Source organism: Streptomyces sp. NPDC005423, from assembly GCF_040606415.1.
Taxonomy (GTDB): domain Bacteria; phylum Actinomycetota; class Actinomycetes; order Streptomycetales; family Streptomycetaceae; genus Streptomyces.
Genome location: NZ_JBEXET010000076.1, coordinates 1 through 23,057, shown reverse-complemented (window position 1 = coordinate 23,057; position 23,057 = coordinate 1). Strand labels below are relative to the sequence as shown.

The following is a 23,057-nucleotide window of genomic DNA, read 5'->3' as shown; positions in this document are numbered from 1 at the left end:
AAGACCCCAAGCCGTTCATCTGGACCAAGACAGCCGAAGAAATCCTCGACTCCCTCGCCCGCCTCTGCCGACGGATCTCTGGCGCAGGACACTAGGCGACGGGTGGTCAGTGCGGGCCCGAGGACCCGGTGGGTCGTAGGAGTGGTGGTCAGTGCCCGAGGTGGCGCAGGCAGTCCTCGAACGTGGCGTGCGTCGCGTCTGCGGGTCCGCTGTTGCGGTTGTACCAGGCGGTGTCGAGGCGGGTTTCCCGCTGCTGGTGGCCTGCCCGGCAGCGCAGCCAGATCTCACCGCCCGTCGAGAGGATCAGCCAGTCCCGGTATGCGCCGCACTCGGCGCAGGCGGCCATCTCCCCGTCGAGGACGAGGGGCTGCTTCCACGGCATCATCTTGCCGTCGACTTGGTCGTGGCTCGGCACGCGCAGCTCGGGCGGAAGGAAGTCGTCCACGACGCCGGCTGGCTCGGCAGACGTCGGCACTTGGAAGCCGGGCGGGACCTGGCACTGCAGCCGTGCGTGCAGCTCGGCGAACTGTCTCTGAGCTTCGCTCGGCTCCTTGGCCCTGCGGCGTATCCGGTGAAACACCCTGGCGTCCTCCTCTACCTCGTCACCTCGTCCTGCGCGCTTCATGATCGTGCCCCACGTCCCCGGTGGTTTCAATTCACAAAGTTCACAGTCGCCTTTGGCCAGGTCAGCAGGGGTACTTTGGCTTCTCCGTTGCCCCGATGACGAGTTGGCCATGGTGCGTGTCTCCGTGCGGCGAATGGCCATTGCCACGGTGTGCCCGATCACACTTCGTCTCCCTCGACCGCTCAACTTCAAGACGTGTACTGGCTCGACTCGCCGCACCTGCGTCGTGCCCGTCCGTCCTGCAGGTGCACGGATGCCGACGGCCTCCTCCCGTGGAGTGGGTCGTCACCGAGGTCTGGTGTGGCGTACGACCATGCTGTGGATTGCGGGCGCAGCGGTGGCGCTGTCCCTTCTCTCGGCGATGCGTTGAGGCCGCGTAGTGGCACTCGGCGGGCCTACCGGGCCGTACGCGATGCCTCCTCGCCGTTGCGCCGCCTACCGGGCGCGGAGGGCCTGGATGTCGAACGGTGCGGTGCGGTGCGGCTTCCTGCGGTGCTGGTCTCGGGCAGGTGAGACGCGTCGGCGGGTAGGTCGGCCGTCCGGCGCATCCGCCACACGAGCACGTCGCTGACGGAGTTCGCTGTGCCGAGTTCGCGGCTTTCCGTAACGTCGGACAGGAGGGTGGCCGGGTCGTGGCCGGCGGCTTCGGCCTCCGCGATGGTTGCGGCCAGGGCGTACCAGCCGGGCTCGGCGAGGATCTGCTCGGCCAGCTCCGGCAGCGTCTCGCGAAGCACTACGGTTTGCCGCTGGAGCATCGGCCGGCTCAGGCGTCGGCCTCGCTGGTAGAGCACGCCGAGGGGCTGGGCGGAGGCGGCCTGGTAGGCGGTGCGCAGGTGCTCGGCGGCCCGCGCGGCGGCTTCGGCCTGCTGGGCGTGTCCCTTTCTGGCGTGCCAGTGCGCGGCGGCGGTGATGAGGAAGAACAGCATGTCGATGGCCATCGCGGTGGTGGCGCCGTCTTCCCCGCGGCCGAGGGCGGGACCGCTGTGGACGAGGTCGCGGGCGGCCTGCCGCAGTGCTCGGTCGTGCCCGCGTACGGCGCGGACGTGGGAGCGCGAGGCCCGCTCGAAGGCCGTTGCAGCGTCGCGCAGGTCGCGGCGGGTGTGGGCGGCGGACGTCTTCGCGAGGGCATCCAGGGCCTCGCCGGCGGCAGCGATGTGGGCGGCGGCGACCGCATCGTCGCCGTACTCGACGACGAGGACGGCGTGCCACGCGGCCGATGCCGTCCCGCGGCGGGCGGCGGCCGGACTGCCCGGCCCTGTACGGGGTGCTTCCTCTTGCCGGGCAGCTGGGTTGTCCTGGGCGTCGGCGGACCAGCGCTCTCGGATGCGGGGCAGCGAGAGGTCGGGGGCGAGGCGCGCGCCGGGGTAGAAGACCGGCTCGCCGTCCTTATTGAGGTCGTCGGGCAGAGCGACCTTGTATCCGAGGAGGTCGCCGGACGGCGCGGCGCGCTTGCGGATGAGGAGGCCGGCGGCGGCGAGCCGGTCGAAGAACTCTTCGTCGCTCCTTGTTCCGGTCACCGCGCGTCGTACGGTTTCGCGCAGTTCCTCGCGGGCCGTGCGCTCTCGTCCCTGGCGTTCAGCCTTGTGGCGTTCGGCACTGGTAGGTCGCTGTGCGGCGGTGCCGTCGCCCGGCGCGACCTGGCGGAGGCCGAGTTCCTTCTCGATGAGGCGGGCTTCGGCCTGGGCGCGGGCACCGGAGCGGAAGTCGTCGGGGCGGTGACCGTCCTCCGTGACGAGGGTGGCGACGATGTGGATGTGGTCGTCCGCGTGTCGTACGGCCGCCCAGCGGCAGCCGGACTGTCCCTCGCCGGGGTCGATGCCGGTGGCTGCGACGATGCGGCGGGCGATGTCGGCCCACTCCTCGTCGGACAGGGTGCGGTCGCCGGGGTCGGCGCGGACGGAGGTGTGCCATACGTGCTTGGCCGGTCGGGCGTGCTCGGCGAGGGCCATCACGGGCTGGTCCAGGATCTGGGCAAGGTCCTGGAGGGTGGCGTCCGGGTCGCGACCGGGGTCAGGGGACATGCCGTCGAACGAGGCCACGAGGTGGGGGTCGGTGTGATCCTCGTACTGGCCGGTCGCGTAGAGATAGTTGAGGAGACCGATGGTCCGTGATCCCGTGTTGTTGACGCTGGGGATCATGAGCCGTGGTGCTCGATCAGACGTGTGGCGGCGTCGTGCGCGGTGTCGGCGGCCCGCCGTACGGCGGCGACGGCCGCTTCGAGCTGGGGGGCGTCTGCGCCGGAGTTGAGGGCCTTGATTGCCTGGTTGAGGTTGCTGCCGGCCCAGCCGAGCCGACGCCGGCTGTCGAACAGGGCTGTGATCACTTCGCGTTCGTCGGCGATCTCGGTGCTGGTGCGGTCGAGGTCGCGGGCGGCAGCGAGCGCGGATCGGGCAAGGAACCCGGCGACGGACAGATTGCATCGGGCGGCGGCGGACTTGATCAGGGCGAACTCGTCTTCGTTGAAACGCGTGGCGGGCTGGTGCAGGCGCTTCGTCTCGGGCGGTTGACGCGGGCGCTGGCGGGCGCGGGGAGCGCGCTGTCGGCGTGCACGCGGTTCGTTCTGCTGTTCCTCCTGCCCCGGCTTCGATCCGCCCTCGGTCGAAGCCTGGAGGACCTGCGCCCCCCGGTGCAGGTCCTCTCCCGCCCCTTTGGGGGCGGGTTTGGCGGAAGCTATGCTTCCGCCCCAACTTGCTCGCCCCGAGACCGAGTTGGAGTCGCGAGCAGGTTCCGGGGTGGTGCCGTTCTGGGTGGGGTTCGTCATCGGGTTTCGGGCCTCAAGGTGCGGGTGTGGTGCTGGATGGTCGCGGCCAGCGCGAGGACGTCGGCCGGTCCCATGAGGACGCGGACGGGTCCGTCGTGCCGGTCCTGGACGAGCCACTGGCCGGTCGGCGCGAGGACGGCGGCGTGCAGGAGCCGTCGGCGGACCAGGACGTCCGCCCAGGCGCCGGCCTCGGCGGCGGTGGGCTCGCAAGAGCGAGGGGACGCGGAATCACTGCGTGTCTCCTGGAGCGGGACGGTGGCCCGGCACGGAGCCGGGCCACCCGTCGCGGATAGGGGCACTGAGCTGGGGCTTTGCCGGTTCAGCCGCACTCGGGACAGCGTCCGACGTGGCTGTTGAGCGCCCGGGCCATCCGCTGCTTCGTCGAGGCAGCCTGCTTTGCGCTGGACTTCGCCGCCGGCCTGCCCTCGTGCCGCTTGGAGTGGGCGAGCATGAAGCCGATCTCCCGCTCGTACTCCGCACGGACGGTGTCGAACTGGTGGCAGGTCTTCATCGGACGGTGGTGCTCCTTGTCTTCGTGGTGTCGTCGCTCCGCAATTCCTGGAGGACGAGGCTCAGCCGGTCGTTCCGGCCGCCCTTCAGGCCCTCGCGGCGGAGGATCTCCCGCAGCTGGACCCGGGTAACGGACTCGTTGCCGTCCCGTTCGAGCAGGGCGGGGACGTGGGGGCGGACCTGCTGGACGAGCTGGTCCACCGACTGCTCCAACTCACGTGGCGGGCGCTGTGTCTGCGGGGTCCGGGACCGGCCGCGCTTCCTCTTGTTCTTCGTCCTGGTCTTCGTGGCCGTCTTCCGCCGGAGGGGGACCTTGTGTCCCCGGTCCCCGGTGGGCTCGGTCCCCGTGTCGGGGGTGGTTGGTCCCCGGTCCCCGGTGGGCTCGGTCCCCGTGTCGGGGGTGGTTGGTCCCCGGTCCCCGGTGGGCTCGGTCCCCGACTCGGAGGCGTTCGGTCCCCGACGAGCCTCAGGGCCCTGAGCAGGCACTTCTCGCGTCAGACGCTCGGTCCCCACGCCTCCGGCGTCCCCCTCCGAGGCTTCCGGAGTGGCGGGACCGGTCCCGGGGACCGCGCCTGCTTCTGGGGCCTCGGTCCCCACCCCGGTCCCCGCGTTCTCGCCTTCGGTCCCCGCGCCTGTCGTCGCCTTCGAGTCCGCGATTTCGGGGACCGGTCCCCTCGGGGCGCTCGGTCCCCGGTCCCCGTCCGACTCGTCGCGACCGGCCACACGGACCGGCGCCTTCGAGGTCGGCTGCGAGGGGACCGTGGCCGCCGTTGCGGTGCTGTGAGCCGGGGACCAGGGCGAGGGCAGCGGGACCGTAGCGAGCGCGAGTGCGTGCCGGCGGGCAGCGAGCTGGTCGAGCAGTGCCGCGCGCTGGACGGGGTCGCTGCCGACCGCGGCCCGGCCGATCGTCTTTGACAGCTTCCGCGTGAGGCGTCGCCCGCGCGGGTTCTTGCGTTGCTCGGGCGTGCGCTCGGCGAGGCGGGTCGCGAGGGTCACGGCGCGGGCGGTGGCGCGGTCGCGGGTGATCTGCGCGGCGTCTCGATCCCGGACGGCGATGCCGAGCCGGGACAGCAGACGCTCGCGTGCTTCCCGCCCGAGGGTGGCGATCAGGCCGTGCGAGGCGGCCCCCGGGGTACGCAGGCGTAGTTCGATGCCCATGGCGAGGTGCCAGAGCACCGCGGCCAGGACCGGGCCGACGAAGGCGCGGACGGTGCCGCCGATGGGGCCGCTCTCGGCATAGGCGGGGATCACCTGCACGCCGGTGATGACCCACACCAGAGTGCCCGGCGCCCCGGGTGCCCCCTGGGTTGCCAGGTTCTGCCGGGCCATCAGCGCGACTGCGAAGAGCCCCAGTTCCGCAGCGGCGAACATGGAAACCCGCTCGGCGGTGCCTGCAATGTCCAGGTAGTCGGCGGCGAAGCTCCAGCTGGTTTCCGCGCTGTAGACGGTGCAGCCCAGCGCGGCGAGTGCTGCAACCAGCACCGTCGGATTGCCGAGACGTTTCTGTGTACGCGCGGCCCGGCGACGGATCACCCAGACGGTCAGGGCCAGGGCGAACACGGCGGCAGCGGGGCCGATACCGACGAGCAAGGACGGATGCGGGGCGGTACCGAAGGACACCGGGATGAGGTGGGTCATGCAGCCTTTCCAACAGGGGCGTGCGCCAAGGGCGCTTCCGGGAAGGAGAGTTGGTGCCAGCTTTCGGGCCGGGTGACTCCAGGCCCTGCTGCGCGATCTTCGATGGGCTTGACCGGGGGTGAGGAGTGGCATCGCTTTTGCGGTGGCTGGTCCGGCGGGGAGGCGGGGCCGGAACTCGCGGGGACCGGCCTGCGCACACCCGGGGTGGGGCCGGCGTCCGCCGGCAGGGTAGGATCGCTGGCCGTTTCCGGAGCCTCTGAGGCCGGCGTCGCCGGTCGGGCTACCGGCTGCTGTGTGCCGGGTGCGGCGGGCGCGGGGCCGCCTGCTGACGGGGTCGTCTTCTTCCGTTTCTTCTTGGGCCGCGGCACGCCGTAGGTGCGGTCGCGGTCGAAGACCTTGTTGGCCGCCTGCCGGAGCAGGTCCCGGGCGTGCTTATGGCTGATCTGCAGGGCTGCGGCGAGCCGGGCGGGCCGCCAGCCACGTACGTAGGCGTGGTCGATGACGACCTGCCGCTCGTCCTCGGTCAGATGCACGTCGCGTCCCTGGAAGAAGGCCACCACGCGCCGGTAGTCGAGGCGCTTGGGCAGTCCCTCGTGCAGGGGGCGCCGCTCGGCTTCGGTGAGGCCGCCCCAGATGCCCTCCTTGAGGACGTTCTCCAGGGCGAAGTCGAGGCAGTCGCGGCGCACCGGGCACCAGCTGCACAGCTCCTTCGCCTCCGCGATGTCTTCGTGGTCCCGAGGGCCGGGGAAGAACACCGCGTCGGCGTCCTCGACGTCCATGCCGTGGCACGCTCCGCGGGTGTGCCAGCTGGTGTCTGCGATGCCGCGCAGGCCGGTGGCCGGCGCGTCGTGGGTGGTGATGTGGCGCAAGGGGTTCTCCGATGTGCTGCCGCGTCTGCCGGCTGGGGCGGTGCTCGGCGGGCGCGGCTTCGGGTGCCGGCTGCGGCGCGAGGGCGTGCGTCGCAACCGGGCGGGCCGATGGGGGTGGGGTGGCGGTGCACCGGAGGGATGCACGCGCCGGATGCGCCGGTCAGGGCAGGGCGGGCTGCTGGACCTGCTCCGCCGGCTGGGCCTGCTGGGCGGCGGCGAGGTCGAGGCGGCCGGGATGCGGGGTGGCGCGCGGGGCGGTGGTACGTACCCCGTCGTCGGGGCCGATCCGGCGGCGACGGCACGGTTCGCCGGGCTGGGCCAGGCACCACTCGCACCGGACGCTCAGGGCGTCGGGCTGCCCCAGGGCGACGGCTGCCTCGCGTGCTGCTCGGGCGGGCCGGTAGGGCGCGAGGGCAGCCCGGGCCGCGGGCGGGATGCACGAGCCGATCTGCCGCAGCCGCGCCTCCAGCCTCGGGTCGATCCCGTCGCGACCGCTGGTGATCGCCCGGGCCTGCGCGGGCTGCGCGGTGCCGGCGGCGACCGCGCGGCGGGTGCCGACCAGCTCGGCGGTCCAGGCGGCCTGGTCGTCCGGGTCGACGGACGGCGTCGGGTCGGAGTGCCGGGCCAGGCGATCGCGCCGGTAGCTCTCCCAGGGACGGGCCACGTCCGCGGGCAGGATCTGGTACGGCGAGGTGCGGATGTGCTGGCGGGCGGCGACGCGGGCGTCCCAGCCGTGCGGGGTGGCCATCGGCACGTCGCCGAGCAGCTCGTGCCACTGGGCGAGCTGGTCGCGGGCCTCGCCCTGGTCGGTGCGGATGGTGCGGGGGTCGAGTCGGCCGATGTAGGCCAGCAGGGCGGCGGTTTCGCGGCGGTCCACGGTCAGCCCTCCGTTCCGGTCGGCTCGTCGAGGGCGGCGAGCAGGGCGGCGGTGTGGGCCTCGGCCCGTGTCATGCCGCCCGGCGCGGCGGGGCTCTTGCCGGGGACGGCGTAGAGGTTCGGGCGGCTGGGGGCGTGCTCTCGGGCGATCCAGGAGCGCCAGTCGGCGGCCCAGGCATCCGCCCGCCTCGGCTTGAAGTCGGCCCGGTGGGCACGCCACTTCGCGTCGGCAGCCTGCAGGCCCTGCTCGCCGAGGCGGTCGAGGTGTCCTTGCTGGCGGGCCCAGGCGTGGGTGGCGGGGTCGACCGGCCAGTCGGCAGCCGAGAGGACGGCAGCACCACCACTGCTGTACCTACGGTTCAAATCCGGTTCACTACGGTTCTGTGTGCCGGTTTCCGGTACATCGCTGTGCCGGTTTCCGGTACGTCGAGGTGCCGGTTTCCGTCGGGACCTGCCGGATTCCGGTACTGCCGGTTTCCGGCCCCTCGCGGGGGATTCCGGCACCTCACGGGGGCGGATTCCGCACCGGCGCAGGGCCGAGATCCGGAGCGTCGGGGTGGCCTCGGGCGCCTGGTCGGCGTCCTCGTCCTCCGCGGTCTCTGCCACGGCCTTGGCGGCGAGGGGGAGGCGATAGACGGTGCTGCGCTGGGGGCCGGCGAGGTCGTCGAGCTGCTCCAGCTCACCGGCGTGGACCAGGCGGTCGATGGCCTCGCGCACCGTGGAAACGGAAGCGCGCGTGCGCCTGGCCAGGCTCGACAGCGAGGCCCAGGAGACGCACTGCTCGTCGGCCACCCGGTCGGCGATCGACAGCAGGACCAGACGCGCGGTCCCCCGGCTGGAGCTGTGCTCCCACACCCACTCGCGGGCTTCGCTGCTCATCGGCCGCTCCCGATGAGCAGGCGGGGCCGGCGGCCCGCCGGGGCCGGGATGGTGTGCTCCGGCTCGGGGCACGAAGGTGCCGAGCCGGAGGTGGCTGCCGCGCAGGCCAGGCGGAAGGGCCTTTTGCGCAGGGCAGGAGGCATGCAACAATCCCCTTTGCAGTGTTGCCACGCTGACGCGCCCCTTGGAAGGACTCAGCGTGGTGATGGTCGGCAACCTCCGCCCTTGCCGGGGCGGGTATGCCACTTAGCGTTCGGCGTCCGTGAGTTACCGCTCTCGGGCGCCGTCGCTGTATTACGGGACCTTCTCGGTCCGGTCCGTGCTTGCTGGCTCCTCACGTCCGTCGTCGCGGGCGGGCTGCCCGGGGACGACGAACATACGCACGGACCCGTGTCAAGATCCAGACTTGGTTCTTAAACTCTGTACTGGTTGCAGAGAGTCACCGCAAGATCTGCCGCCGGAGCCATCTGCGGGACTCGGCGCGGGCCGCCGCCCTCTGGCGTCGACGAGCACCGTTGCCGCGGTTGCCTCGAACGCCAAGAGCGCGCCACTGTGTCCGAATTGGGGCGACTGTCTGATATTCCCAGCGGCGGAAAAGCGATGTGAATGAGGTGCTCCCACTGTCGCCCCGCGCTTTCCGGTCGAAGATCAAAGTCTTGTGCGTCAGACGTGACGTATGTCGCTGGATAAATGTGGCTCGCGCCACGTCGCCCGGCATGCTCCTGCCGGTAGAAACGGACAGGCCGACCTGAATTAGGCGGTGCGCGCCACACGAAAACGTGCTGACGAGGAAGAACTTTCCATATGCGGGATCATCCCGTCAACTGGTGTTTATGGCGGGGTAGGGTGGCTGAAGTGACGACGAAGTCCACCCGGGAAAGGATCATGAAAGACTCCACCGAAGGTCAGGTGAACCCCAAGGGGCTCATGGACCGCCTAAACCGCTTGTTCGACACGGTGCACCCGCCCGATCGTGGCCCCTTCAGCAACTCTGAAGTGGCCGAACTGATGGAGAAGCGGGGGCTGGGCAAGCTGTCGGCCCAGTACCTGTGGCTCCTGCGGACGGGGCAGCGCGATAACCCGACGAAGCGTCATCTTGAAGCGCTCGCAGGGTTTTTCGGTGTGGATCCCGCCTATTGGTTCGATGAGGCTGTCGCCGAAAAGACCGTGCAGGAGCTTGAGTTGCTCGCACTGATTCGTGATGCGAAGATCAAGAACGTTCTTCTTCGTCTGTCCGACGTATCCGCAGACGGAAAGGATGCCGTCCTGGGGATCGTCGAGAGCGTACGAAAATCCGAGGGGCTGCCGCCCTCAACTGGCGTGTAAAACGGCCCTAGTTCAGTAAGTGATCAAGGAATATTAATGTGGTCCGCACGTAGGCTGCGACGGCCTGACCTCCTGGCCGAGCTGAAGCTCCCGCACGTCATCAATATCCGCGATCTCAGCGACGAGGTCTCTCGCCGCACGGGACGGACGGTGGTCCTCGAGCCCCGAGAGCAGGCGCCCTCGGTGTGCGGGGCGTGCGCCGTCACGGAGAGTGCTGTCCACGTGTTCTATGACCCATGGACCAGCTCCCTGCACCAAGACCACATCATCGCCCACGAGTTCAGCCACCTCCTGCTCGGCCACCATGAAAACCGACCGGTGTCCGCGCTGGCCCCGGCCTTCATCACCAGCGTGGACCCGGCCACCGTGCAGATGATGCTGGGGCGCACCAAGTACGACGAGGACGAGGAGCGGGACACCGAATTCCTCGCTTCGCTGCTCCAGCGCCGGATCATCGACCGGTGGCTGCGCAGCGACGAGTCCTCTGGGGACGAAGTGCAGGACCGGGTCACACACACGCTCCTGCGCCGGCGGGAGGCGCGGTCGTGAAGGACCTGCTCCATCCGATCAGCCTCGTCGTTGCCACGCTCGGCTTTCTCTGCCTCCTGCGGGACGTGCTGACCCGCCGCCGGGACCCCGCCTCCACCGCGCTGGCCGCCGTCTTCCTGCTGTCGGGACTGTCGTTCCTGTTCTCCATCACGCCGATGTGGAACTACCTCGACCGCGTCCTCGGCACCGTCAACCTCTCCGTGCCCCTCGCGCAGGGCTGCGTGGTCGCCCTCCTGGCCTGCCAGCAGGTGGTCCTCACCTACTGGGGATCCCCGCCCGAGACCGCCCGCCGACGCAGTCGCCGGTGGCTCGGGGCCGGCTTCGTAGTGATCGCTGGGCTGCTGGTGCTGTTCGCCTTGCTGACGCCCAGCGCGCCTCGTCCGATCGATTTCACGCTGTACTACGCGCACGATGACTGGTACGCCGCGTACCTCACCCTGTACGTCACGGCCTACACGATCGGGGAGCTGTTCCTCGCCCGCGCCTGCTGGCGCCTGGCCCGCCGCAGCAGTCGCGGGTCCGTCCGCTACGGCCTGCGCATCGTCGCCCTCGGGGCCACCGTCACTCTCGGATACAGTGCGGTCCGCATCGGCGACGTGATCGCCGGCGCCTTCGACACCTCCCTCTCCGACTGGGAGGGCTTCGCCTGGACCTGCGGCGATGTCGGCGCCATGCTCACGCTCATCGGCTGGCTCGTACCTACCATCAGCGACCAGGTCCAGAGCGTCCAGTACCGGATCAAGCAGTACCGCAGCTACTACGGCCTGCGCCCCCTGTGGGGGGCGTTCTACAGCGAAGCGCCCGAGATCGAGCTACCGATCGACCGAGTCGACCCGGCCCAGAGGCGCCGCTTCCGCCACATCTCGATCCGGCTCTACCGCCGAGCAGTCGAAATCCGGGACGGCCGGTTCGTGATCCGCCAGTACCTCGATGCCGCAGTACGAGAGGCCAGCGAAGCCCACCACCGGGCCCGAGGGCTTCACGGCCAGGAGCTGTCGGCCGCTGTCACGGCCGACCAGATCCTCGCCGGAATCGCCGCCAGGGCCGAAGGCGCCCGCCCGGCGCCCGATCAGCTCATCGAATTCGCCGACTCCGAACGCCAGACCAGCCGGCCCATGGACGACATCGACGCTCTCCTCGATGTCGCTCGCCACCTTCGCCGCCAACCCGCACGAGCCCCCCACCTTGAGCGAGGGTCCGCATGACGACCGACCTCACCCACCAACCGGCTCACGTCCAGCTCCAGGCCCTGGACCGTCGCGAGATCTCCAGCCGCGAGCTGCTCGACCTCCACCTCGACCGGATCAACGCCAGCCACGTCAACGCCGTCATCACCCGCGACGACGACGCGGCCCAGGCCGCCGCACGAGCGGCAGATGAACGCCGCGCCCGCAACGAGAGCAGGGGGACCTTCGACGGCCTTCCCCTCACGATCAAGGACAGTTTCGAGACGGCCGGCCTGCGCACCACCAGCGGCACCGAGGATCTGGCGGATCACGTACCCGCCCGTGACGCCGACGCGGTCGCCCGGCTTCGCTATCAAGGCGCCGTGATCATGGGCAAGACCAACACCCCGGCGTACTGCCAGGACCTGCACACGGACAACAGCCTGTTCGGACCCACGCTCAACCCGCACGACCCCAAGCGCACCGCCGGCGGTTCCTCCGGCGGCCCCGCCGCCGCAGTCGCCGCCCACCTGACCCCCGCCGACCTCGGTAGCGACCTCGCCGGTTCACTTCGGCTTCCGGCTCACTACTGCGGCGTCTACGGCCTGCGCCCTACGCACGGACTCATCCCTGCTCGGGGCCACATCCCCCGCCCGCCGGGATGGATCACCAGTAGTGACATGGTCACCCCCGGCCCACTGGCACGCCACCCCCGCGACCTCGACCTGCTCCTCGACGCGCTGACGACACCGTCACCCGCAGAGAACAACCCTTGGCGCGTCAATCTGCCCACGGCGCGTCGCGCAGTCGGCCAGCTCCGCGTGGCGGTGTGGGCCGAGGACGCACGCTGCCCCGTCGACCGCGAAACGGCCGATGCCCTCGCCGCTGTCGAGCAGGCACTGGCCTCCGCCGGAACGCACGTTCGCCGCACCGTGGGGCCGGTCGGCTTCGCCGACTCTCTCCGCCTCTTCGAGCAGCTCCTCCACGCCACCACGACGGCCGCCACCGACGACGAAGCGGGCGCGGCCGAACTCGCAGTAGCGCGTGACCTGCACGAGGATGACGCGAGCCCACGGGCCGCCTTCCTCCGCCACCGAACCCAGACACACCGTGCATGGCTCCGCGCTGACGAGGAGCGCCTCCAGCTTCGAGGGGCGTGGCACAGGTTCTTCGCCGACGCCGAGCACGATGTCCTCATCACCCCCGCTGCTCCCACTGCAGCGATCCCGGCCGGCACCCGCACTCTCATGGTCGACGGCGTCGAGCGGAGCTTCTTCGACCAGACTGGCTGGGCCAACCTCACCAGCCACGTCGGCCTGCCCAGCCTGGTCATGCCAGTTGCGCGAAACGCGGACGGACTGCCGATCGGCGTCCAGCTCGTGGGGCCGACTTACTCGGACCGGAACTTGCTCGCACTGGCTGAAGATCTGGCGTCGCTTCTTGGAGGGACGGCCGGGGAAATCTGACGTCCGCTGGCTTCGCGAATGGTCTCGTCCACACGTCGCGGTCGGAGCGGAGCCACAGGCCGTGGTCGGGGACGACTCCTAAGCCGTGGCCCGCTCAACGAGCAGGTCCGGCACGTTGATGTAGTCGCCGGGCTCGCGTACCTCGATCGGCATCGTGAGTCCGAGTAGCGGCGCCACGTCCGCGAGGCGCGCATACGTGATCCCATAGGTGTCCAGCCGATGACGCCACGCTTCCGGCATCGGGATCGCGTTCCAGGCATCCTCTAGCTGCTCATACGCCGAGGAGACAGGGTAAGCCGCCTCCCGCGCCAGGTCGATATCGGTGGCGAAGAGCACCTTCCAGTGCGCTTCGGGCGGAGTGCCGTCCGGCGCGGGCCACCGTGGTGTCCCCGGCACGATGTCCCACCGGATCCAGTCAAAGAGCACACGCTGCACGTTGTCGAGGCACAGGTCGCCGATGGGCCTGTCCCACACGGCCATCGCGAGGCGGATCGACTCGGCGATGGCGAGAGCGAGCCCGTCCAGACCGAGTCGGGGGTCGTACCAGTACCGACGTCGGCGGACCGAGTGATCATCATCGCGGGGAAGCGCTTCCACCCAGGAGACGAGTGCTTCCGCCCACGGCAGGCACTCCGTCAGTGGATGGTGGCCGCCGTGGGCAGCCGCGTACTGCTTCGTGTGCTCGCGCACGCATGTCCCCAAATCCACCGGAACGCCTGCCTCCTGTCGTAGGGATCACCCGCAAAGGCCCCGTCCTGCCCTTGGCAGAGCGGGTGTTTTGCTGCCCCTCGCGAGCTACTGGGGCGTGTCTGTGAGGGAAGCTGGCTGCAGCCTAGCCAGTGTGCCGATCGCGTCCCCTGAAGTGGTGTAGCCGGGCTGCAGTCCGGAATGCGCGGGTCTCTGCCCGGGGCGTGCATCCGCTGACTGCGCATGCCCCCTGAACAAGGGCAGGCCACCGCGCAAGTCTCCCTGGTGAACGGCCAGTTCAACCGGAGGAGCACGCGATGGCCTTGTCCCAGTCTGAGCTGATGCGGCTGCTTGAGTCACTACGCCGGGCGGATGGAGTTGAAGCAATCAGGGTGGTGTGGCGAGCGCATCCTGCAGGAGCTCATCGAGGCCGAGGCCACCGAGGCGATCGGTGCCGCCCCGGGCGAGCACTCCCAGACGCGCACCACCTGGCGCAACGGACACCGCGAACGCCTGCTGACCACGCAGGCCGGCGACCTGGACCTGAAGATCCCGAAAGTGCGCAGCGGGTCGTTCTTCCCGTCCCTGCTGGAACGCCGACGCCGGATCGACCGGGCGCTGTTCGCCGTGGTGATGGAGGCATACGTGCACGGGGTCTCGACCCGCTCGGTCGACGACCTGGTCAAAGCACTCGGCGCGGACTCGGGGATCTCCAAGTCCGAGGTCTCCCGCATCTGCGGCGAGCTGTACGAGGAACTGACCGCGTTCAAGGAACGGCCGCTGGATCACACCGTCTTCCCCTATGTCTTCCTGGACGCCACCTACTGCAAGGCCCGCGTGAATCTCCGCATCGCCTCCCAGGCCGTGGTCATCGCCACCGGGATCTCCGCCACCGGCCACCGCGAGATCCTCGGCCTGATGGTCGGCGACAGCGAGTCGAAGCCGTTCTGGACGAAGTTCCTGCGCTCGCTGCAAGCCCGTGGCCCGGAAAACGTCCAACTGGTGATCTCCGACAGCCACAGCGGGCTGGTGGCCGCGATCCGTACGGTCTTTCTCGGCGCGGCCTGGCAAAGGTGCCGGGTTCATTTCGTCCGGGACGTGTTCTCGGTGATCGAGCGGGGCTCAGGGGAGATGGTCGCCGCCACCATCCGCACCATCTTCGCGCAGACCACCGGCGAGCAGGTGCGCACCCAGCTGAACGTGGTCGCCGACATGTTGGGATGGCAGTTCCCGCAGGTCAAGAAGATGCTGCTGGATGCCGCACCGGACATCACGGCGTTCGCGGACTTCCCGCCGGCGCACTGGAAGAAGATCTGGTCGACCAACCCGCTGGAGCGGCTGAACCGGGAGATCAAACGCAGGGCCGACGCCGTCCAGGTCTTTCCCAACCTCGCCGCACTGGACCGGCTCGCCGCCGCAGTGCTGGCCGAACTCCACGACGAATGGCAGGTCTTCGACCGCCGCTACCTCTCCGAAGCCTCCATGGCCGAGCTCTTCACCACCAAGCCGACCGAACCCGAACCGCAGATCACTCCACAACCGGAACCGAAACAGCTGCCGTGACTACACCACCCCGCGGGACATGACCAGTGTGCCTGCGGCGATGCTCTCTGGCGACTCGATGTGGCTGGATTTCAGCGGTCTGCTGGTCGGCTCGCCGATTGTCCACGTGTCTCGGCGGTCAGTTGCTCAGCAGGTCGGCCGCCGAGAGGATCATGTCGAGCTGGTACCCGGCCGTGCGGGCGCGGCGGATCGGCTCGGGCCGGAGCGCGGTCTCCGCGGCGGCGAGTCAGCGGACGAAGCGGGCGTCGATCTCGCCTTGCGGGCTGCGAAGTTGCCCGGGTTTACGCGCGAAGGCCGGCGGAGGGCCCAACCCATCGCCTCCTGGCGCTTGGTCCACCCATGCGGCGGTCGCCGAGAGAGAATGCCGGTGCTGTACGCCGCGTTCTGGCAGGATTGCGGCATGAGTCCTTAGGGGATCGCGCTCGTAGCTGTGGGTTCAGCAATTGCGGGCGGTCTGCCGGTTGCCTGGTTCGCCAGGCCCATGAAGGTCAAGGCAACATCTGAGACGCAGCCGCTTGCCGCGGACCTCGTGAGGTTGATCACTGGCGACGCTCGGGATCAGCGGGAGCGGGAGGCGCGACGCCCGGCCTACCTCGACTTTCTCGTACGCCTAGATGCTGCGCTCGGTCTGGTCGGCTCGGCTGGCGCATCAACGCTGGAGGAGCGGAGGGCTGTAAGCAGTGCCCTCGACGTCTTGGTGTTGGTCGGCCCCTCCGACGTCGTCGAGGCCGCCCAACACCTTGTTGCGCTCGCGCAGCGCGGCGACTGGCGCTTGTCCAGGGAGGTAGGGGAGGCGAGGGCTGCGTTCCTGACCCCCGCTCGCAGTGCCATGGGCCCACTGACGCCCGATCCTGGTCGGCTACCCGATCGACCCGCAGTGCGGCAGCCAGCCGAATGACGCCAGCCTCCTGCACCTCACTCACGGGTGAAATGCTTGCCGATGCGTCGTCCGCAGAGTACGACGAGGCGGCCCTGGCCGAAGTCGTGGATGCCCCGTGCGGAGCTACGGCTCGGCTTCGTCCGACCCGCTCAACAGCGAACTGCGCAACAAGGTAATCCCGTGCCACGCTCGTCGTCGACCGCGTAAACCTCCTTGACGTGGGCGTAGACATTCGACGACCAACTCGGCCGGTGGGGCAGGACGTGGGAGCCGGCAGCGGAGATCTCCCTGGGCCGCTGAGCCCTCTGGTTCCATACCGCTGCGGTAGCCGCTCGCGCGGCACGGTGCGGCGAGGTGGTCCGTGCGCGGCTCAGGAGCTGTGATTCGGTTTTTCCGTGGCGTACCAGAACGGATCGATGCGTCCGGAGTCCTGGTGGTCATAACCGAGATCGACCAGGCGGAACAGGGCCCTACGGGTCTGGTAGGTGTCGTACGAGAGCCGTTTGTGCTGACGCCGGATGTGGAAGGAAGCGACGTGGAGAGCGCCGGTGCACCAGCGGTCCCACTCCTCGGCAGTGCAGGTCTCCAGCCGTGCGACATCGGTCAGCCGCAGTCGGGGCCCGTATTTCAATTACTGCTCGGCAGAAGGGTGTTGGTGGGAGTCTGAGATATGACCCCGTGCCTGTCAGGCCGCGTTGCCGCTCGTGCTCTGCGGGCCAAGTTCGATCAGATCCTGCCGCACCTCGATGAGCGCCGCCGCCGGTTGTACCTGGCCAGTGAGGCGACGGCCCTCGGCCGCGGCGGGATCGTCCGGGTCGCCGCCGCCTCCGGCACCAGCACTGCAACCATCTCGCGAGGCATGACCGAGTTGGCCGGTTGCTCCTCACCAACCCTGCGGGTCCGGGCTCCAGGTGCGGGCCGCAAGCGGCTGACAGACACCGACCCCGGTCTGCTGCCCGCACTGGAGTCGCTGATCGAGCCGCACACCCGAGGCGACCCCGTCTCCCCGTTGCGGTGGACCACGCTGTCGTTACGGACCCTGGCCTCGGCCCTCACCACACAGGGCCACCCGGTCAGCGCTTCAACCGTCGGACACCTGCTGCATACCCTGGGCTACAGCCTGCAGGGAACCGCGAAGACGACGGAGGGCATCAGCCATCCGGACCGCGATGCCCAGTTCACCCACCTGAATGCCACCGCCGCCGCGTTCCTCAACGATGCCCAGCCGGTGATCAGCGTTGACACCAAGGCCAAGGAATGGCTCGGCAACCGGGACCGGCCCGGTCGCACATGGCGCCCGGGCAAGAACGCGATCAAGGTGGACTGCCACACGTTCACCACCAACGACCAGCCCATGGCGATCCCTTACGGGATCTACGACATTGCCAACAACAGCGGATGGGTCAACGTCGGCACCGACCACGACACCGCCCAGTTCGCGGTGGAGTCCATCCGACGCTGGTGGCAACATCGCGGACGGACGGACCACCCGAATGCCACCCGGCTCCTGATCACCGCCGACTCCGGCGGCTCCAACGACCCCCGCCGCTGGACCTGGAAAAGCAACCTTGCCACCTTCGCACGAGAGAACGGCCTGGAGATCACGGTCTGTCACCTACCGCCGGGGACGTCGAAGTGGAACAAGATAGAGCACCGGATGTTCTGTCACATCACCGCGAACTGGCGGGGGCGGCCGCTGACCAGCTACCAGGTCGTCCTCGAGACCATCGCCGCCACAACCACCAGGACCGGCCTGACCATCGGGGCCGAACTGGACACAGGCAGCTACGACCTCGGCATCAGCGTCACACCCGCCGAGTTCCACGCCCTTGCGATCACACCCCACACCTTCCACGGTGACTGGAACTACACACTGTCTCCCGTTCCACCGCGAGCGCCAGACGCGCCGGCAAAGGCACACCGGACCGACCCGGCCCTGACCGCGATGCTCACCGATCCGGCCCTGACCGGCATGTCACGAACCGCCTTCGAGCATCTGGTGGCGATCTCGGAGCCTTTCTGGGACGCCTTGGCCGAGGCCGCATTCCAGCGACGCTTCCACCGCCCGCGCAGCTACCGCCACCCACAGACCAGCAGCGTGGACCACACCCACCGGCTCCTGGCAGCCATCCTGCGCCGCCGCAGAGCGGTGACCATGACGTTCCTGGCCCAACTACTGGGCGTCAACCGCACCAACCTGTCCATCCAGTACCAGGACGCAAAACGGCTCCTGGACCTGCACCGGATCCTCGTCACGCCGATACCCGGATCGCCCGCCCGCACATTGGAACAGCTGCACGCCCGAACAACCCACGCGGAAACCCGTCGCTGACAGTTATTGAAATACGGGCCCTCGCCCGCCCCGAGTTTTGGCTCCGGCCGGACGAAGGGACGGCGCGGAAAGCTGCCGGGGTACCTCTCGATTGGCGACTGTTCAGCGGCAGCGAAGTTGTTGTCGTCCCCAGGGACGCGCGGCTGCCGGGGTCGGCAGAGAGGGAGGCAGCGGAGCAGTTCCGTCCGCTCCTGGATGACTGAGCCGCGATGATCGACCCCGGAGCCTGTACATTCTCCTCACAGCTGGCGCCCTTCAGACGGTTCTGAATGGCTTGTGCAGGTGAGCAGGGTGTGCCAACACCGGTACGGCCCTGTGGGACTGGTGTTGGCAGTGTCCCGTAGGCGCTCGTACGGTAACCGTCATGACCGAGACCCTAGACCGGCGCCGCGTGAGTGAGATCGCTCGTTCACTCAACCAGTACGCGTGGCGGCCGGTCGCCGGCGAAGTCACGTGCGGTGCCGAGTTCCTCCAGCTGGCTAAGGACATGGAGGAGGCACCGCGCCCGGAATTCCCCCGGGACGCGACCGCGAAGCCATGGCCACGACACCTGCACACGGAGAACGTCATCGTGCTGGCCGAACAAGTCGCCTTGTTGCAAGACGAGTTCACGCCCAGGTGGCGCCCCCGACTGCCCGACGGCTCGCACATGGCCGAACTGCTCGATCTCTACGTCCGGGGAGCGCAGCCGGTGGTACGTCACGCAGAGGCCGTGCGGACTGCCTGGGAAAACGCGGCTCTGCCCGAGCCGACGAGCGGCGAAATCGCACGGTAGGTTCGGTACTCGGGCGCGCCCACGAAAGAGGTCACGGCCCGGCTCCGGTACGAGATCGCCGCCGGCTGGGAGGAAGAGCCGGAACGGCGCTCACTGTGGCAGGTGATGGAGCCGACGTGGACTTACCTCGGGGGCGTGCGGTCCACCATGGTGGCCGCCGTGAGCGGCGACGTGGAGTACTGACGGTTCACACAGGCGGGAAGCACGGTTCGAAGCTGTGATCCGGCTACCCGACCACAGAAGCACTGCGGGACGGCACTACATCGTACGCATCGGTACCCGCGCGCGTGCCTGCCCGGGAGGGCACCTCGCGCACCTTCTCCTCGTACCGTTACTGCCCTTACGCGGTGGCGAGGAGGTCGCCTTCTTCGAGGGCCTCACGCAGGATGGCGAGATCTCCTCGGGGAGCAGATTCACGTTGGTGATGGCTTCGGGCGTGAGAGGGAGTTCGTCGAGGATGCACTCGCCGCGGTCGTCCCGCTGGAACTCGGGGCCGCTGTGGTCGGCGAACTTCCACTCGTGGCGGACGGCCCGGCGGGGAAGGCGGCAGCGACGTCCTCATCCGCACCATGTCCGGCAGCGAGCCTCGTACGGCCCGCTTGGCGACCAGGTGGCCGCCTCGGATCTCGAACTGGCTTCCATCCATGGCGAGTTGGGTAAGACTCCGCCATCGGCCGCCGCATCGGCCTCCACGTCGACAACTTCGACCGGCCCCCGTACGCCACACGTCACCACGGCCGACGGCGGCTGTGCCTCAACCTCGGCCCCGGCACCCGCTACCTGCTCATCGCCGACCGCGACGTGCAGCACATCTGCCGCACCCTCTACAACGATCTGGACCACCACTACCCCCACACCGACGACGTGCGCCGCTACGTCGCCGCCGGCCACCACCTCCGCTGCCTGCGCATCCGCCTCGGACCTGGCGACGGCTACATAGCCCCCACAGAACTCCTGCCGCACGACGGATCCACCCTGAACTCGGCCGAGCCATCCGTCGCCGCCTTCTGGCTCGGACGGCAACCCGCAGCACATGAGGTGTCGTTGCCCTGACCACCCGCGTCCAGCGGTACGCCAGCTCCCGAGCGCGGGGAAGGTTGGACGGATCCGGGCTAGTTGATCAAAAATTTGGTGGCCGATGCCAGGGCGCGGAGGCCGCCCGCCTGCTGTTGAACGGTAATGAGGGCCGCATCGAGCGGCAGACCCCACACGAGGTGCTGGGCCAGCTCCAGATCTGCGGCGACGTCCCCGCGGTGCACCTCGCGCACCATCTGCGTCAGCAGAACGGTCACAGGGCGCGTCCCGGCACCGTTCCTGTCAGCCGGCGCGGTTTCGTCCGAGTCGCCGAAGAGGCCGAGCTGGGTGGCGTCCGGGGCGTCTGGCTCCGGGCAGGGTTCGCAGTGGGGCAAGCCAGTGAGTCGGAGGATCGCTTCGTGCACCGCTTCAGCGATCTCCTCGGCAGACTGGTCCGCGGTGCAGACGATGTCGTTGGGGGTCAGCGTGGGCAGCGGCAGTTCTCGGACGCGGATGACGTGGTGGCCCGAGGCGGTCAGGTCGGCGGTCTTGGCCAGGTCGCGTCGGGCGGCGTCTTGGTGCCAGTATGCGCCGTCGTACTCCACCGCGACGGGAGACGGTCCCGGCAGCAGCATGTCGACCCTCCATGACCGTTGACGCCGTCTGCTTCCCTCAGGAGCAGTGTGGCGGATGGCGGTACCCGGGCTCACGAGGGCGGGCAGCCGCCGGCGCAGGGCCGTGAAGATCTCCTGTTCCCGCCGTGAGACCCCCTTCTTCCCGCATCGAGGACACCCCGTGCCCGCGACGTGACGGTTGTTGACCGAGGTCTTCCACCGGTGACTGTCGTTGCGCAGGCACCGCCACCACACGCTCTCCACGGCCGTGAGCGGACCAGTCAGGTCAACGCTGGGCGAGTTCTCCTCGTGCTCGCCGTCGTATTCGGCCAGCAGGTCGGGACGCAGGTAGGCCAGCGACCGGCTGCCCGGCCTCAGCCCGGTCCATCCCGCTTCGGTCAGCATCGCCATCCAGCCCTGACGGGACTTCCCCAGACGCCGCTGCTGGGCCTGCCGCCACACAAGGTAGCTGCCGTCCACCGGCAGCTCGCGGGCCCCTTCCTGCAGAAACACCTCGGCCAGAGCCTTCTCTTGGGCATGCAGCCACTCCATCGCCGCGCGGCGCTCCGGATCGTCCTGTTGCGGCACGTCGCTGGCGCTTCGGGGAGACGGGAGGAGCCCTCCGGGCCCCGGTGCAGGTCCATCGCTCATATCCCGGGGTATACCAGCTGCCACCGACAACGCTTCAAAAGAGGCTCGACGATCCGCGATCACGGCAGCCCGGGGCAACGCCCTTGCCGAGGCGAGCGACCCGCACACGAGGTAATCGACAAGGCCGCCGTGGGCAATCCGTGAGGAGCCGCGACGTCGTCCGGGCCCGAGGCAGCAGCGACCGAGAACCACGGGCACGACCGTGGGGACTCGCGAGATCACTGACTGTTGCTCCACCACCATGGGCGGGGAACATGTCCATTTCCCGCCAACGCGACTGTGGCCGCAAGTACAGTTACGGCATGGCTTCCGATGACCCGACCGAGATGGTCTGGGAAACAATGCTGGTTGGCCGTCCAAACGGAACACATCTTTCGCGATCGCGAACTTCCGGCGGATTCAGCCCTCTTGTGCGTGGCGACGACTCGAATGAACTCGAAACGCAGGTCACGCTGTTCCCTGTCGGCGATGAAGACGAGAAAGATGTATCGGAAACCATACTCAAGGTGGCCATAGGCGTGGCGGCGGGCGTTGTCGGGACCCTCGTTGTCACCGCGGCTGCGTCGCGCATGAAGAGCCGAGTGAAGGGCCTCAAGTCGAGATGGGGCAGGACAACCGAAAGGCGCGGGTCCGACCGCCAGGCCGCTACCGCTGAGATCGTCACGCTGAATAGTGCTGTTACTGCTGCATTTTCCAGCGAAGTTGACGTCGCACTCGAAGAGCACAGGACAAGCATGAGCAGCACAGAAGCCCAGAGGCGCCTTCTTGCGCTTCTGATGGCTGCGGCGTTCATTGCCGATCAGATGAGGGTGCTGACGCATGCTCGCATCGAAGGCGATGATGCCTCTCGGGAGCTGAAGAGCACAATGGGGAAACTCGCAGCTCCGCACATTACGGACGCGATTAATCGGATACTTGAAGGGAACTCTTCCCTGCTCAACGAAGAGGCATCAGCCGAATTCATGAAGGTCTTCGGTGGAGGGCAAACTCCTGACGGGTGCTACGTGCCGCTGCGAAACGAAGATGTCCGAGAGGCGCTACGTCTGACTGACCATGAGGTGTAGCAGTCCGCCTCGGTCGGTTCCGGCTGGCGACGTCATCGTCGCCCGGCTCGAACATTTGCGAATCATGCAGGGGATGCAGGGTGTCGGCGGCCCGTGAGCGCTGCGAAGAGGGCGGCGCCTTCGGCATCGGGATGGGCGACGATCTTCCACCGCGCGTCGTAACCCGCATCCTTCTCCCAGCCCAGAGCGAGCATCGCCAGGCGATTCCACTGGCGGAACCGAGCCTGCACCGACTCGGGAGACTGGTCGGCTCGGCCATACGCCTCCCGAACCCGCTTCGCGCTGCTGTTCAGGGCGATGCGCAACCCCAGAGCGGCCTTCCAGGCGTCGGTCTCAGGCCCCTGCCCGGAAAGGAGTCGGCTCACCTTGCTGTCGATGAAACCGATGAGTGCCTCGACATCGGCGAGCGTCAGGTCAGTCGCGGTCAGCCGGGAGGTGGGAGCACTGGTGGGCGGCAATGGGAGGTCCTGTTCTCCGTCGGAGCCAAGCGTTCAACGTGCCGATACATCCGAGTTTGTCGCATCGGATTGGGAGAGTGTCCGATGCGAGCCGGCGTGCTCTCCGCCCTGAGGCCGAGACGCCCTGACCGCTGCCCTGTCCGGCATCGACGGAACCCACAAGCGTGAGCTCCAGACCCACCTACAGGACACTGCCAACCTGCATCCAGTGGAGGGGGAGCCGCCGCTCTGGATATCGGCACCAGGGGCCGGCGGGCCACTAGTGTCCTGCGCCAGAGATCCGTCGGCAGAGGCGGGCGAGGGAGTCGAGGATTTCTTCGGCTGTCTTGGTCCAGATGAACGGCTTGGGGTCTT

At 68.8% G+C, this 23,057-nt stretch carries 19 protein-coding genes and 3 pseudogenes; 9 read left to right on the top strand and 13 right to left on the bottom strand.

Going from position 1 to position 23,057, the window contains the following annotated elements; translation table 11 throughout:
* Window positions 1-148 precede the first annotated feature (148 nt).
* The 9 genes and pseudogenes from ABZT12_RS37890 to ABZT12_RS37850 all read right to left on the bottom strand — a co-directional run bounded on the left by ABZT12_RS37890 (window position 149) and on the right by ABZT12_RS37850 (window position 8,158).
* Entirely contained in the window at window positions 149-580 is a 432-nt protein-coding gene (locus ABZT12_RS37890) for a hypothetical protein (RefSeq protein ID WP_356393964.1), read from the bottom strand.
* A gap of 440 nt (window positions 581-1,020) precedes the next feature.
* Entirely contained in the window at window positions 1,021-2,763 is a 1,743-nt protein-coding gene (locus ABZT12_RS37885) for a relaxase/mobilization nuclease domain-containing protein (RefSeq protein WP_356393961.1), read from the bottom strand.
* Window positions 2,760-3,386 (bottom strand): hypothetical protein, encoded by a 627-nt coding sequence (locus ABZT12_RS37880; RefSeq protein WP_356393958.1) that lies wholly within the window; start codon window positions 3,384-3,386, stop codon window positions 2,760-2,762. Before ABZT12_RS37880 ends, ABZT12_RS37885 begins: the two co-directional genes overlap by 4 nt.
* A complete protein-coding gene (locus ABZT12_RS37875) occupies window positions 3,383-3,685 on the bottom strand; it encodes a hypothetical protein (RefSeq protein ID WP_356393955.1) in 303 nt (100 codons plus the stop codon). Before ABZT12_RS37875 ends, ABZT12_RS37880 begins: the two co-directional genes overlap by 4 nt.
* Before the next feature lie 20 nt (window positions 3,686-3,705).
* Entirely contained in the window at window positions 3,706-3,897 is a 192-nt protein-coding gene (locus ABZT12_RS37870) for a hypothetical protein (RefSeq protein WP_055493674.1), read from the bottom strand.
* Window positions 3,894-5,534 (bottom strand): hypothetical protein, encoded by a 1,641-nt coding sequence (locus ABZT12_RS37865; RefSeq protein ID WP_356393951.1) that lies wholly within the window; start codon window positions 5,532-5,534, stop codon window positions 3,894-3,896. The genes ABZT12_RS37870 and ABZT12_RS37865 overlap by 4 nt, the downstream gene beginning before the upstream one ends.
* A 260-nt stretch (window positions 5,535-5,794) precedes the next feature.
* Window positions 5,795-6,403, bottom strand: a pseudogene (locus tag ABZT12_RS37860) (WhiB family transcriptional regulator); the annotation flags it as partial.
* A 160-nt stretch (window positions 6,404-6,563) separates the two neighbouring features.
* Entirely contained in the window at window positions 6,564-7,280 is a 717-nt protein-coding gene (locus tag ABZT12_RS37855) for a hypothetical protein (protein ID WP_356393948.1), read from the bottom strand.
* Window positions 7,281-7,282: 2 nt separating this feature from the next.
* Window positions 7,283-8,158 (bottom strand): helix-turn-helix domain-containing protein, encoded by an 876-nt coding sequence (locus ABZT12_RS37850; RefSeq protein ID WP_356393945.1) that lies wholly within the window; start codon window positions 8,156-8,158, stop codon window positions 7,283-7,285.
* Between the two features lie 855 nt (window positions 8,159-9,013).
* Between ABZT12_RS37850 and ABZT12_RS37845 the strand changes: the two genes are divergently transcribed.
* The 4 genes from ABZT12_RS37845 (at window position 9,014) to ABZT12_RS37830 (ending at window position 12,665) form a co-directional block, all read left to right on the top strand.
* Window positions 9,014-9,484, top strand: a complete 471-nt coding sequence (locus tag ABZT12_RS37845) for an XRE family transcriptional regulator (RefSeq protein WP_356393942.1) — start codon at window positions 9,014-9,016, stop codon at window positions 9,482-9,484.
* A gap of 222 nt (window positions 9,485-9,706) precedes the next feature.
* Entirely contained in the window at window positions 9,707-10,033 is a 327-nt protein-coding gene (locus ABZT12_RS37840; RefSeq protein WP_356393939.1) for a secondary metabolite protein, read from the top strand.
* The gene (locus tag ABZT12_RS37835) at window positions 10,030-11,238 is read left to right on the top strand and encodes an MAB_1171c family putative transporter (protein WP_356393936.1); all 1,209 of its coding nucleotides are present in this window, start codon (window positions 10,030-10,032) and stop codon (window positions 11,236-11,238) included. Before ABZT12_RS37840 ends, ABZT12_RS37835 begins: the two co-directional genes overlap by 4 nt.
* The gene (locus ABZT12_RS37830) at window positions 11,235-12,665 is read left to right on the top strand and encodes an amidase family protein (RefSeq protein ID WP_356393933.1); all 1,431 of its coding nucleotides are present in this window, start codon (window positions 11,235-11,237) and stop codon (window positions 12,663-12,665) included. The genes ABZT12_RS37835 and ABZT12_RS37830 overlap by 4 nt, the downstream gene beginning before the upstream one ends.
* 78 nt (window positions 12,666-12,743) lie before the next feature.
* Here ABZT12_RS37830 and ABZT12_RS37825 read toward each other — a convergent pair whose 3' ends face one another.
* On the bottom strand, window positions 12,744-13,355 hold the full coding sequence (locus tag ABZT12_RS37825) for a hypothetical protein (protein ID WP_356393930.1): 612 nt from the start codon (window positions 13,353-13,355) through the stop codon (window positions 12,744-12,746).
* 314 nt (window positions 13,356-13,669) lie between these two features.
* Here ABZT12_RS37825 and ABZT12_RS37820 point away from each other — a divergent pair.
* Window positions 13,670-14,938: pseudogene (locus ABZT12_RS37820) on the top strand (IS256 family transposase).
* Window positions 14,939-16,165: 1,227 nt separating this feature from the next.
* Here ABZT12_RS37820 and ABZT12_RS37815 read toward each other — a convergent pair.
* Window positions 16,166-16,426, bottom strand: a complete 261-nt coding sequence (locus ABZT12_RS37815) for a hypothetical protein (RefSeq protein ID WP_356393928.1) — start codon at window positions 16,424-16,426, stop codon at window positions 16,166-16,168.
* Window positions 16,427-16,465: 39 nt separating this feature from the next.
* Between ABZT12_RS37815 and ABZT12_RS37810 the strand changes: the two are divergent.
* From ABZT12_RS37810 to ABZT12_RS37800, 3 genes and pseudogenes are all read left to right on the top strand, one after another.
* A pseudogene (locus ABZT12_RS37810) lies at window positions 16,466-18,147 on the top strand (ISAzo13 family transposase); the annotation flags it as partial.
* A 344-nt stretch (window positions 18,148-18,491) separates the two neighbouring features.
* Entirely contained in the window at window positions 18,492-18,902 is a 411-nt protein-coding gene (locus tag ABZT12_RS37805) for a hypothetical protein (protein ID WP_356393925.1), read from the top strand.
* An 801-nt stretch (window positions 18,903-19,703) separates the two neighbouring features.
* Complete coding sequence (locus ABZT12_RS37800) at window positions 19,704-19,955, top strand: hypothetical protein (RefSeq protein ID WP_356393923.1); 252 nt, start codon at window positions 19,704-19,706, stop codon at window positions 19,953-19,955.
* A gap of 59 nt (window positions 19,956-20,014) precedes the next feature.
* On the opposite strand, the gene ABZT12_RS37795 is transcribed toward ABZT12_RS37800, so the two are convergent.
* The gene (locus ABZT12_RS37795; RefSeq protein WP_356393921.1) at window positions 20,015-21,118 is read right to left on the bottom strand and encodes a zinc-ribbon domain-containing protein; all 1,104 of its coding nucleotides are present in this window, start codon (window positions 21,116-21,118) and stop codon (window positions 20,015-20,017) included.
* Between the two features lie 365 nt (window positions 21,119-21,483).
* Between ABZT12_RS37795 and ABZT12_RS37790 the strand changes: the two genes are divergently transcribed.
* Window positions 21,484-22,245, top strand: a complete 762-nt coding sequence (locus ABZT12_RS37790; protein ID WP_356393918.1) for a hypothetical protein — start codon at window positions 21,484-21,486, stop codon at window positions 22,243-22,245.
* 62 nt (window positions 22,246-22,307) lie between these two features.
* Here the strand turns inward: ABZT12_RS37790 and ABZT12_RS37785 are convergent, their stop codons facing one another.
* A complete protein-coding gene (locus ABZT12_RS37785) occupies window positions 22,308-22,703 on the bottom strand; it encodes a hypothetical protein (protein ID WP_356393916.1) in 396 nt (131 codons plus the stop codon).
* Window positions 22,704-23,057 lie beyond the last annotated feature (354 nt).